Origin of the sequence: Pseudovibrio sp. FO-BEG1, assembly GCF_000236645.1 — a bacterium.
Lineage (GTDB): Bacteria > Pseudomonadota > Alphaproteobacteria > Rhizobiales > Stappiaceae > Pseudovibrio.
This window is the reverse complement of the sequence record NC_016642.1, coordinates 4,690,142-4,702,404: the sequence shown is the minus strand read 5'-3', so window position 1 is coordinate 4,702,404 and position 12,263 is coordinate 4,690,142. Positions and strand designations below refer to the sequence as shown.

Annotated in this window: 8 protein-coding genes; 3 read left to right on the top strand and 5 right to left on the bottom strand. The window is 54.8% G+C overall.

Going from position 1 to position 12,263, the window contains the following annotated elements; all coding sequences use genetic code 11:
* Positions 1-157: 157 nt before the first annotated feature.
* Complete coding sequence (locus PSE_RS21140; RefSeq protein WP_014286668.1) at positions 158-700, top strand: GNAT family N-acetyltransferase; 543 nt, start codon at positions 158-160, stop codon at positions 698-700.
* Between the two features lie 139 nt (positions 701-839).
* Here the strand turns inward: PSE_RS21140 and arsH are convergent, their stop codons facing one another.
* From arsH to PSE_RS21120, 4 genes are all read right to left on the bottom strand, one after another.
* Positions 840-1,565, bottom strand: a complete 726-nt coding sequence (gene arsH, locus PSE_RS21135) for an arsenical resistance protein ArsH (protein WP_014286666.1) — start codon at positions 1,563-1,565, stop codon at positions 840-842.
* A 3-nt stretch (positions 1,566-1,568) separates the two neighbouring features.
* Positions 1,569-1,979 (bottom strand): arsenate reductase (glutaredoxin), encoded by a 411-nt coding sequence (arsC, locus tag PSE_RS21130; RefSeq protein ID WP_014286665.1) that lies wholly within the window; start codon positions 1,977-1,979, stop codon positions 1,569-1,571.
* Positions 1,980-2,001: 22 nt separating this feature from the next.
* Positions 2,002-2,364 (bottom strand): helix-turn-helix transcriptional regulator, encoded by a 363-nt coding sequence (locus PSE_RS21125; protein ID WP_014286664.1) that lies wholly within the window; start codon positions 2,362-2,364, stop codon positions 2,002-2,004.
* A 167-nt stretch (positions 2,365-2,531) separates the two neighbouring features.
* On the bottom strand, positions 2,532-3,263 hold the full coding sequence (locus tag PSE_RS21120; protein ID WP_041768734.1) for a pirin family protein: 732 nt from the start codon (positions 3,261-3,263) through the stop codon (positions 2,532-2,534).
* 379 nt (positions 3,264-3,642) lie between these two features.
* Here PSE_RS21120 and PSE_RS21115 point away from each other — a divergent pair, with 379 nt between their 5' ends.
* Together PSE_RS21115 and PSE_RS21110 are read left to right on the top strand one after the other, a co-directional pair.
* Positions 3,643-4,890: an exonuclease SbcCD subunit D C-terminal domain-containing protein gene (locus tag PSE_RS21115; RefSeq protein ID WP_014286662.1), complete on the top strand. Its 1,248-nt coding sequence runs from the start codon at positions 3,643-3,645 to the stop codon at positions 4,888-4,890.
* Positions 4,890-8,639: an AAA family ATPase gene (locus tag PSE_RS21110; RefSeq protein WP_041768733.1), complete on the top strand. Its 3,750-nt coding sequence runs from the start codon at positions 4,890-4,892 to the stop codon at positions 8,637-8,639. The genes PSE_RS21115 and PSE_RS21110 overlap by 1 nt, the downstream gene beginning before the upstream one ends.
* Before the next feature lie 44 nt (positions 8,640-8,683).
* On the opposite strand, the gene PSE_RS21105 is transcribed toward PSE_RS21110, so the two are convergent.
* Positions 8,684-11,893: an EAL domain-containing protein gene (locus PSE_RS21105; RefSeq protein ID WP_014286660.1), complete on the bottom strand. Its 3,210-nt coding sequence runs from the start codon at positions 11,891-11,893 to the stop codon at positions 8,684-8,686.
* Between the last annotated feature and the right edge of the window lie 370 nt (positions 11,894-12,263).

Sequence of the window (12,263 nt, the reverse complement as noted above, 5' to 3'; positions counted from 1 at the left end):
CGTTCCAATCCCTGTGCTGTGTATGGCAGCAGGTGTTTAATGCATGGTTGAGGCCTGTCAGTTTTAGCGGCAGTGGTCCCGGTCATGAGCTGAGATTTAATTTGCTAATCTGCATAAGTCCTGATCTCTTTGCATAAGTCATTGAGAAGGAATTACAGTGAGCGGACCAAACATTCATATTTTAAGAGAGGATGAAGTTGATCGCAGGCGTGAGGCCGGCCTTGTGGCCTTGCTGGATCAATGTTTTCCTGGTTTTTTTGAAGGTCGAACTTTCTTCAAGCAGCTTCCTCATTTTAGGCTGATTGCTGAAGAACAAGATGAAATCATTGGTCAGGCCGGAGTCGATCACCGGATGATTAAAGTTGGCGACCAAAGCCTGCGGGTTTTTGGGATGATCGATGTGTGTGTTGCTGAAACACACCGCAATCGCGGTATAGCAGGGGCCATGCTGCAAAAAGCGGAGGAGCTGGCCAAGCGGGCTAACGTCGACTTCATGGTGCTGATTGCGGATAAAGGTGGGTTGTACCTGAAGCATGGTTTCCGCCATGTTTCTCCTGCACCAGGCAAATGGATGGCCATTCATGAGTTGGCCAGTATCATGCTGCTTGAGAAAGATTTGCCCGAGTATTTTATGGCTAAGCCTGTCGGCGATAAAACGTGGGCTGAGGGGCAGATCGATATGATGGGCTATCTGTTCTAAGTGCTTTCCTGAGAAAGCTGCCCTTACCAAGCGAATGCGGTAAAAGCCGTTTGCGCTGCATTTTGCTCAGGCAAACGGCTTTTGAAATAGGTCAGTTCTGGTGGCGTGCTCTTTGAGGGGCATGCCATCATGACCGGTCTTACTTCGTGTTCACACGAGCAGAGAGTTCTGCGGCGGTTTCTTTGCGCTCGGAGTATCTGTCGGTGAGGTAGTCGGCGTGGCCGCGGGTGAGGTGGGTGAACTTCATGAGTTCTTCCATAACATCCACCACGCGGTCATAGAGAGAGGACGGCTTCATACGGTCGTTCTCGTCAAACTCCAGAAACGCCTTTGGAATGGATGATTGGTTTGGGATGGTGACCATGCGCATCCAGCGGCCAAGCACGCGCATCTGGTTGACGGCGTTGAAGCTTTGAGAGCCGCCGCTGACCTGCATCAGTGCCAGAGTTTTGCCTTGTGTCGGGCGGACAGCGCCGACGGAAAGGGGCACCCAGTCGATCATGGTTTTCATGATGCCGGTCATGGCGCCGTGGCGTTCTGGTGAGCACCATACCTGACCCTCAGACCACATCATCAGCTCGCGCAGTTCCTGCACCTTGGGGTGATCCGGTTCTGCATCATCAGCCAGTGGCAGGCCGCTTGGGTTGAAGATGCGGGTTTCGGCGCCAAGCTGCTCCAGAATGCGTTGAGCTTCCTGTACCGCGAGGCGGGAGAAGGAGCGTTTGCGCAAGGAGCCGTAGAGCAGCAGGATGCGCGGGGCATGGTCCGGCGCATCGTCCTTGCGCAGGGTGCCGGATTGGATCGGGTGGAAGCTGTCAGCCTCCACCTCTGGCAGGTCAGTCAAATCAATCGAGCTCTCAGACACGGCTTAACCCTTTGCCGGAATGACGATTTCGCCATCTTCCTTGGTGAAGGCGCCGATCTGTTCTTCATCAAGGATTTCCAGCAGCACTTCAGATGGGCGGCAGAGGCGAGTGCCTTTGTCGGTGACGACGAACGGGCGATTCATGAGGATCGGGTGTTGCTCGATGAAGTCGATCAGCTGGGTGTCGGTCCACTTTTCATCGTCCAGGCCGAGTTCCTCATAGGGCGTGCCTTTTTTGCGCAGGATCTCACGCAAGGTCAGGCCGCTGTCTTTGATCAGCTTTTCCAGTGTTTCGCGGGAAGGCGGGGTTTTGAGGTACTCGATGACCTCTGGCTCGGTGCCAGCCTGCTTGAGCATGGCGAGGGTGTTGCGGGAGGTGCCGCATTTTGGGTTGTGGTAGATGATCGGGTTCATTTGGTCTCTCCGATGGGGTCGGTCAACGACAGGGAAACGGGTTGAAGTCCAGACACATTGTCGGATCGCCGCTGCAGCAATCCTCGGTCAGAAAACGAAGCAGGCCGCGCATGGTGTGCGGGGCAATGGCATAGCGCACCACGCGGCCTTCGCGCTGGGCGGTGAGCAGACCGGCGCGTTCAAGCGTTGCGAGGTGGAAGGACATGCGGGTGGGGGCGATGGAAAGGTCTTTGGCAATCTGCCCGGATGGAAGGCCGTTTGGCATGGCTGTCAGGATGAGGCGGAACGCGGCCAGCCTGTCCTTGTGAGCCAGAGCGGCAAGCGCTGCAACAGCGTCATCTTCCTGCAGATTTGTGGGTGTGTCGCCCGTAGAATTCTCAGTCATGCGAATATACTACAAATATCCTTGTAGTATTGCAAGGTGAGTCTTTGGCGGAGAAAGAGGATAAGGGGAGGGAGGCTTTTTTGTTATTGAGGAGTGCCTCCCTCCCTTTGTGCCAATGCCAACCTGTCAGGCATTGGCTGGTCTGGATGGGGAATGTGCTGTCTTGCTTAACGGCGTGGGGAGAGGTGGAAGAGCACCACTTCTGCGTCCTTGCCGTTGGTCAGCTCCAGCGTGCCGTTGCCTTCTGCTTCAATAGCATCACCGTCTTTCAGCGTTTCGCCGTTGATTTGCACTTCACCACGGGCTACGTGCACGTAGACGACGCGTTCATCAGTCAGTTCAAAGTTGATGGTGTCGTCACCGTTCAGCTTGCCTGAGTAGACGTCTGCTGCCGCCTCTGTGCGGATGGAGCCATCGCGGCCATCGTGGGAGAGGAAGAGTTGCAGGTTGCCATCGCGGGCGGTGTCGTCCAGCTCCAGCATTTCATAGCGCGGTGTGGTGTTCTTGCGGTCCGGGATCAGCCAGATCTGCAGCAGGTGGGTTTCGTCCGTGCTGGATGGGTTGAACTCGGAGTGCTGCACGCCGGAGCCGGTGCTCATGAACTGGATGCCGCCTTTGCGCACGGTGCTGCCGTTGCCCATGGTGTCTTCGTGGGCCAGAGCGCCTTCCAGCATGTAAGAGAAGATCTCGAAGTTCTCATGGGGGTGCATGGGGAAGCCGCCACCGGCTGCGACCCAGTCATCATTGATGACCCGCAGATTGTGGAAGTTCATGTTATTGCGGTCAAAATAGTTGGCGAAGCTGAAAGAGTGGGCGGACTTCAACCAGCCTGCATCAACGTGGCCACGGGCTGCGGACGGGCGAACTTTTACTCTTAAATCAGATGCGATCGTAGACATGTGCCTCTCCTGATTTCTTAATATTTTCAATGCGGTCGTCTTGCCCTTCAAGATATTCCTCTTCTCAAAATGAACAAGGTAAGCTTTGGTGATCTGATTGTTCGCTAATGGTGAACGAATAGATTCGGGTGGGCTTTGCGGAAGCTGCGAAAAGGGGCTCACAAATTCACGAAAATTACGCGCGGGGAGGTGGGGAAACAGATTCCTGTGAGCTACTTGTGCCAAATCCCCTAAATCTGTGGGTTAGCGCCACGCTTTAAAGACTTCTGTGTAAACCCTATGCCTAATTTGCGGATTGGTTAATGAATCATTTCCGAGTCATGATGCTGCGGTCCTTCAAGTTGACTGTACTCATGGCCCGGAGCGTGGAACAGGTAGTATGGCGTTGAAAATCCTGCACACAGCAGACTGGCATATTGGCCAGAGTCTGAACGGCTGGTCGCGCACCTATGAGCACCAACAGTTCTTCAAGGAGCTTGAAGAACTGATTGAGCGCCATGAGGTGGACGCACTGGTTGTGGCAGGAGATGTGTTTGACAACCAGAACCCTTCGGCAGAAGCCACACAGATGCTTTATGAGGCGCTGGCCCGTTTTCGGGAGAAGCGTCCGCATCTGGTGACGGTGCTGACTGCGGGCAACCATGACCCTGCCGGACGCGTGGAAGCGCCGGGCGTGCTGTTTCAGAAGATTGGCGTGCAGGCCGTTGGCATGGTGCGCCGCTATGATGGTTTGCTGGATCTTTCCCACCACCTTGTTCCACTCAAAGACAGTGATGGCGCGGTGAAGGCCTATGTGCTGGCGCTGCCGTTTCCTCGGGCAACAGATCTGCCGGGGCTGAGCTTTTCTTCTTCTGAGGAAGGTTCGCCCGTGGTGCGGGCTGTGGCAGAGCTTTATGAGGCGGCTGTTCAGCAGGCTCGTGAGCAGATTGGTGAGATGCCGCTGATCGCAACTGGCCATTTGCATGTGGCAGGTGGTCTGGAGTCGGAAGGGGCTGAGCGGCGCATTCTGATTGGCGGTGAGCATGCCATGCCGTGGGAGCAGTTTCCTGATGACCTGACCTATGTGGCGCTTGGGCATTTGCACAAACCGCAGAAGGTGGGCAAGGAAACCATTCGCTATTCCGGTTCGCCGTTTCCTCTTTCTGTCACCGAGCAGCATTACAAGCACGGTGTTAATCTGCTGAGTTTTTCTGATGCTGGTGTGCTTTCCATTGAGCGCCTAGCTTTGACCCGGCCTGTGCCGTTCCACCGCCTGAAAGGGGATGGTGGCTTGCTGCTGGAAGAGCTGGTGCCAGCGCTGGATGCGTTGGAGCTGGATGGAAAACTGCCCGTCGAACAGCAGCCGTTTGTACATGTGGATCTGAGACCGCAGGTTTCAGCTGGCGGCCTGAAGGCTGAGGTGGATCAGATTTTGGCAGAGTATCCGGTGCGCAGTGCCGGTGTTTCTGTGCTGCGGCAAAAACAGCAAGAGGTGGTGAGTGCTGAGGCCGAGAGCCTGATCCGCCTATCGGAAATTCAACCGGATGAGCTTTTCAAATCCGCTTTTGAGCGGGTGCACGGCATGGAGCCGGAAGCCAAGCATCTGGACTATTTTTATCGCGCAATCGCAGAAGCGGAGGTCGAGTAATGCGTATTCTAGCGGTGCGTGGCGAAAACCTTGCCAGTCTGGCAGCTCCGTTTGAGATTGACCTTGAACAGGAGCCGCTGGACGGGGCTGGTTTATTCGCGATTACCGGAGAAACTGGAGCGGGCAAATCCACACTGCTGGATGCCTTGTGCCTTGCCCTGTTTGGGCAGTGCCCGCGTTTGAGCGCTGTAGGCAGCAGTGACAGTGTGCCGGATGTTGCCGGTGCAGACCTGAAAGAGACAAACCCGCGAACCGTGCTGACCCGTGGTGCTGCCTCTGGCTTTGCCGAGGCGGACTTTATTGGCGCAGATGGAACGGGATACCGCGCGCGCTGGACAGTGCGCCGGGCGCGCAACAAAGCATCTGGCCGTTTGCAGAATGTGGAGCGGTCGCTGGTTCGCATTGAAGACAATGCTGCGGTTGAAAGCGGCATCAAGCAGGTGGATGCAGCTGTTGAGGAACGGCTTGGGCTGACCTACGACCAGTTCAAACGCACAGTTTTGTTGGCGCAGGGCGATTTTGATGCTTTCCTGAAAGCCAATGACAATGAGCGAGCTGCACTGCTTGAGAAGGTGACCGGCACCCAGCGCTACAGAGACATTTCCAAGCAGATCTTTCAGCGGTTTTCTGAGGCCAAAGATGCTGTCGGTAAGCTGGAAGAAAAGTCTGATGTGGCTGGTCTTCTGGAAGATGAAGACCGCACCGCGCTTGTTGGTGAGCAGGGAGAGCTGGAAAAGCAGTCTGCCTCTGTTCAATCGGATATGGATGCCATTGCCAAGTCTTTGGGGCATTTGCAAAAGCTGGATGAAGCCAAGACCAAGCTTGCCTCCGCCCATGATGAGTTTGTTACCCTGAAAGCGCGCCATGAAAATGCGCAGGCCAAGCGAGACTTGAAGGCGCAGTTTGAGCGCATCAAGTCTCTGGAGCCTGTGAACCAGCGCGTGGTGGATGCAGAGCGCGATGTTGCTGGCACGCGTGCAACTGCTGAAAAAAGCCTGGTGATGCTGGAAGCTGCGTGTACGGATCTGGCTGCCAAGGATGAGCAGGCCAAGCAGGCTGATGCGCTGTTCAATGAGCTGGAAGCTGAGCTGACCAAGCTGACACCGGAGTGGAGTGCAGCGGAACAGCTGGACACCAAGCTGGGTGAGCTGGAAACGGAAGGCAAACAGCTGCGCGAACGTTCTGATGCGGCCAATTTGGATGCCAAGCAGGCGGAAGATGCGCTGGCGGCGCACACCAAATCTCTTGAAGAGCAGAAAGCCTTGCAGGCCACTGTGAAAGAACAGATGGCACGGTTGAGCGCGACCAAAGTTCTGAAGGAGCGCCGGGATAGCCTGTTTGCCGATCTGGAAGAGTATGACCGGGTTCAGATTGCGCTTTCCAAGGATGCTGAACGCCTTGTTGAGATGCGCAAGCGTGAGAACGAGCTTTCTGAGATCCAGAGTAAGCTTTCCGCTGAGCTGGCGCAGTTTGCATCTGACCTTGACGGCTGTGAGAGCGATGTTGCCTCCAAGAAAGGCGAGATTTCCGCTCTTGGGGCCAATGATGCCCGCAAGAGCATGGAGCAGCTTTCTGCTTTCCGCCAGCGGGCTGAGAAGCTTCAGGAGACCTCTCGCAACTTCGTAAAGGCCAAGCGGAACAAGCAGGCTGAAAGTGCGACCTGGCAGAAGCTGGTGAACCAGATGGAAGGCCTGCAGGAAGCCAAGGAGAAAGCGACCCGGGAGCTGACGTTTCGCGACGAAGCCCTCGAAAAAGCGCGTGGGCTCTCCACCCTTGCTGAAGCGGCGCAAGGGGATCAGGTAAAGCTGCTGCGCGCCGGATTGGTTGAAGATGCACCTTGCCCGGTTTGTGGCTCTGACGATCACCCCGTAGATACACAGGAGGGCCGGGCTGCGCTGGATGCGCTGTTCGGCGACGTGTTTCTACAGCGCAAGGAAGCGGAAGAAGCTCGCACAGCTGCGCAGCGAACCTTAAGCGATATAGAGCGAGAGCTTGCTGCCTGTGAAGCTTCGAAGAAGAACGCTTTTGAGCAGGCAGAACGGTTTGAAGCAGAGACGACTGCACTTGAGGCAGACGCTCAGCAGCAATGGAGTTTGCTTGAGGCTCCGTTCGATCTGTCGTTTGCGCTGGATGCATTGTTAGATGCGCCAGAGTTGCTGGATGCGGTGCTGGCGCAGGTGACATCCAAAGCAGATGCTCTGCGTGCAGTACTGGCTCAGGACGACGCATTGCGCAAAGAGCTGGAGCAGTTGGAAGTCAAGCTTCGTGAACTGCGTGATGCACACAAGAAAGCGGCGGGTGATCAGGCTGGAAAAGCTGAAGAGGTTTCTTCCATCAAGGTGGAGCTTTCCGGTGTTGAGGGGCGTCACAACGAGAACTCTGAGGCACGGTTGCGGCTGGAGCAGCGGCTTAGCGAAACGCTGCTGGCTGGTGGCATGGTATTCGGGTCCCTTGGTGATGAGTTACCGGCGCTGAAGGCGAGCTTGCAGGACCGCATCAGCACATGGGAACAACTTGAGCAGCAGGAGGGGACAACTTCTGCCGCGCTGCAATCACTGGAACAGAAGACGAGCGGTTTGAGTGAGCGGCATGGTGGTCTCACTAAGACTGCCGCTGACTTGCAAGGGCAGCTTGAGAAACTTCGGGCGCTGCATCAGGAGCGGTTTGCGGAGCGCAAATTGCTGCTGGGAGGCATGGCGACCGGGGCGCATCGGGCTGCATTCACTGAACAACATAGCAACGCAAAAGAACGCATAAAAAACGCAAGTAACGCACATAGCAACGCAAAGGCCGAGTTTGGCCGTGCGGAGGCTGGATTGGCTGCTGCGAAGGATGCTGAGGCGAAGGCAGGTGCCGCGCTAACCGATTGTGCGGAAAGGTTAAATGCTGAGCTTGCGGGGCTGGGGCTGACGAAGGACGCCTATGATGGTTTGCGGGAGAGGAGCTCTCACGAGTTGGAGGCCTTGCTTGCTGAGCTGAAGGCGCTGGATGACGCTTACGTTGCAGCGCAAACTGCTGTTTCCACTTGGGAAAAGGAGCTGGCAGCGGTTCAGGCGCAGCCCTTGCCGGATAAGTCGCAGCCGGAGTTATCCTCTCAGCTGGAGGCCACCAAGCAAGCGCTGTCTGAGCTGCAAGTGAAGCGCGGCGTTCTTTCAGAAAAGCTGCGCGTGGATGCTGAGGCGCGGGAAAAAGCCCAACAAATCATGGGCTTGCTGCTGGAGGCGAAAGAGACCGCCAAGACCTGGGGCGCGATTTCCGAGGCGATTGGCTCTGCGGATGGCTCCAAGTTCCAGAAGGTGGCGCAGGGTGTTACTCTCGATTTGCTGGTGGAGCTTGCCAACAAACAGCTGCATCAGCTCAAACCACGGTACCAGCTGAAACGCGCTGATTTTGGTCTCGGCCTCTTCGTCATCGACCGCGATATGGGCGATACTCCACGCTCTACTCGCTCGCTAAGTGGCGGAGAACGCTTCCTTATTTCGCTTAGCCTCGCTCTTGCTCTCTCCGGTTTAGAGGGGCGTCAGTCGTTCGTTGACACGCTTTTCATCGACGAAGGCTTCGGCTCACTGGACGCAGAAAGCCTCGATCTGGCCATTGATGCGCTGGAGATGTTGCAGGGGCAGGGGAGAAAAGTTGGCGTCATTAGCCACGTGGAAGCACTGAAGGATCGAATTCCGGTTCAGGTTCAGGTGGTTAGGCAAGGTGCCGGACGCAGCCGCGTGGCGGTGAATGCGCCAGCAGACTGGTGATAAGTCCTGCTGGCTTCTTGCTGATTTGCTAGAATGCTGCGGGTTTAGTCGCCCGCATCACTCATTTCCTGACTTTTCATAGCTGCTTGTTTTTCTTTCTCTTTTAGCTTCAGAGAAGTTTCCTGCAGCGCAGCGATGTACTGGTCCAGCGCCTGAATTTCCAGATTGGCATTGCTGACATGCTTCGCTGTTTCTCCATCCATAATCTGCGGACGGCCAATCAGGTAGCCTTGCACCTCATCGCAGGATTCATTGCGCAGCAGCTCTAATTCTGGTTCAGTTTCAACACCTTCGGCGATAACTTCCATTCCCAAAGCCTGTCCCAGATCGATGACGGCGCGGATGATGGCTGCCAGTTCCGGTGTCTGAGTTACCCCACTAACAAAACTGCGGTCGATCTTGAGGCGATCAAACGGGAAGCGGCGCAGATAGCTGAGGGAAGAGTAGCCGGTACCAAAGTCGTCCAGCGCGATGGTTATGCCTAACTCCTTGAGTTGTCTTAGGGTATTGAGGGCGCGGCGGTCGTCGTGGATCAGGACACTCTCTGTGATTTCAAGCTCCAGACGCTCCGGCGTCAGGCCACTTCGTGCCAATGCGCCTTCCACTTCCTGGATAAGATATTCATCACAAAACTGCACCGGACTGAGGTTCACACCCACACGATAGCGCTCCGGCCACTGAGACGCCTGCGCACACGCTTCGTTCAGCACCCAACGGCCAATCGGAATGATCAGGCCACTCTCTTCCGCAACAGGGATGAAGTTGTTTGGAGCGATCAGGCCTTTCTCCGGATGGTTCCAGCGCAACAGCGCTTCAAAGCCGACGATGGAACGGGTGTCAGAGCGGGCCTGTGGTTGGAAGTGAAGCTGAAGTTCTTCATTTTCCAATGCGTTACGCAGATCGCCTTCCATGGTTCTTCTCAGCAGGATGGCTTCTTCCATCTTGTCTTCGAAGAATGCAAAGGTGTTTCGACCAGCCTCTTTTGCCTCGTAAAGGGCAATGTCCGCCTTGGACATCAGCTCATCAGGATCGGTCCCATGCTCCGGAATAAGCGCGATGCCGATGCTGGCGCTGGTTCTGATCGTGATGTTGTTGCCCACATGGATCGGCTTGGACAGAACCTCAATGATCTTGTTGGTGAGCAGGCCGACTTCTGCTGTCGTCTTCAGATTGACCTGAATGATTGCGAACTCATCCCCTCCCAGACGAGCAACGGTGTCGTGGTGCGTGACACAGGCATTGAGACGGCGGGCGACAGTCTGGATGAGTTTGTCACCGACCGGGTGTCCGTATAAGTCATTGATATCCTTGAATCGATCCAAATCCAGAACCATGACGGCGGAGATGGTTTCTTCTGCGCAGGCCTGGTTTTCGATTGCCTGCTGGAAGCGCTCGCGGAAGTAGGTTCGGTTTGGAAGGCCGGTCAGCATGTCGTGCTGGGCAAGGTGCAGAATGCGGGCTTCGTCTTCCTTCTGCTTGCGCATGTCACGGACAGCGGAGACACGGAGGTTTTCGTCTCCCACTTCCATCAGGCGGCCACGCACCTCTATCGGAATGCGCTCGCCGGTCTTGCTGAGCAGGATGACTTCATTCGGTGTGGGCTCATTGGCCTGAATGGCCGCACGGGCTTTCTCGCGGTAGTCCGGGGCCACGTGAGACAGCAGGCTGGAGCCTCTCATTTCGCCCGCAGAATAGCCGAGAAGTTCATAGAGAACGTGGTTACATTCGACGATGATACCATCAGTTGAGATGGCGAGACCTTCGAATGCACCTTCGGCAAATGTGGCGAGTTTGCTGAGTTCTTCCTGCTGCTTACTGTCTGAAGTTTCGCTGATTTTCCGCCGTTTCTCATCGCTCTGGAGCTTATCGAGGAATGAGTTGAAGAGGGAGGCGAGGCGTTCTTGCGGGTCCGTATCGCGAACAGGCAGACGCTCGTCCAGCTTGGCATCATGCCAGACCAGTTTGCCGATCAGGTTCTCCATCTGGCTGATGGTGCTGACGATTGGAGAATCGTTCAGATCAATCTCATCTGCTTTCTGGAACATGCCAGAGTATTTGAAGACTGAGAAAAGGATCAGACCCGTCATAAAGGCCCAAAGGGTCGTCAAAGAAGCGCCAACGGCTTGGAGAACGAAGTTGTCGAAGGTCCAGCCCGCCAGAACATTATCTGATGGAAGTGCCAGAGTGTAGCCAAAGAGGCCCACTAATGAGCCGATTCCGAGGCTCGTGTAGTAGATCGTGACTTTGTGGGTTTTGGTCCGGATGAAGACAATGCGGGCAGCTGTGACTGAAAGGGCGGAGGCCACGAGTGATAGGGCTGCTACGCCTTCGATCGTCAGGTGTTGCGCATTTCCAAGTGCCGATGCAAGACCGCCGATCAGGCTCAGCAGAATGGTTGGATACATTACCTTTCTTGGCGCAAAGAAGCCAAAGAGAACACCCAAGGTAACAGAGATGCCCGCAGCGACCAGAACGTTGTAGATCGCAGCGCCCAGCTCACCAGAGTAAATGCTTGTGTTGCCAACTGAAAAACCAATGCCACCGACAGCCATGAGAGCTGCACCAGCTTTGATCTGCAGCACGTTGTAGTTTTGTGTATTGCGCAGGATGTACTCAGGCAGGGCAGGCGAGTTCTTGATGCCGGTGACGAAAATACCGGAGAATGCCACAAAGGTTGCCAGTAGGGTGACGACAGTCCCTCCGCCGATCTGCTCAAAACCTACTGAAAGAACAGTGCCTTGGCTGATTGGATGTAACAGCAGCCCTTGTACACCTTTCAAGTAAGCCGGGTAGATAACAGTACCAACTGTGAGTGCAAGGATGATGGTTGCGCGGAGTGTGAGCTGATGTGACAGGGGCAAGTATGCGATCACTGCAATCATAGCGGCCATTGCGGCGTGGATTGCGGCTGCATGGACCTCGCTCTGAGGGATGAACTCGACCTCTGACTGCCAAAGGGTCAGCTGCGCTGTGACATCCGGCAGGTTCAGAGTGGTGTCAATCAACAAGCATGCAGCAGAGCTGATTACGATCAGAAGCAATGCGCGGTTGAAGAAGCGGGACGCCCGCATACGTTCCTGAATGAACAGGCTGGAATACACGACAAGTATTCCAAGAACACCAAGCGCAAATAATCCCACGGACAAAATGGTCCATAGGTTCTGCTGCTGTGTCAGGAGTTCTGCCTGATTTAACGAGCCTTGAAGGCTGGTGTTCGCTGGATCAAAAATTGACGCATACGAAGACACCGACATGAAGTGTAACGATAAACCAATCAGCGTAAGTAAGAGCAATACTGGAAGTAAAAGGGCTCGGAAATGCATTTGGGTACCCCAAGAAATTCTTGGGCATAATTGTTTGAAATTGTTGCGCATTTATTAAGAATTCTAGGGAGTTGAGGGTTTCATCCTAAAAAGTATCGAAAAGAGAGGCGTATATGACGTTTATCTGACGCTTTCAAAGCAAATTGATGAAAATTGTAAGTAAAAGTTTCGGTGATTGAAATTACTTATATACGTGAATACTCGTATTTGTCTTCAAGTTGAGAGAAAAGAGATTCCGCCCGTCAATCATGATTCTCTTCTCTTTTCACAACTGCATTTAGTTCATTTTTTATGGGCAATT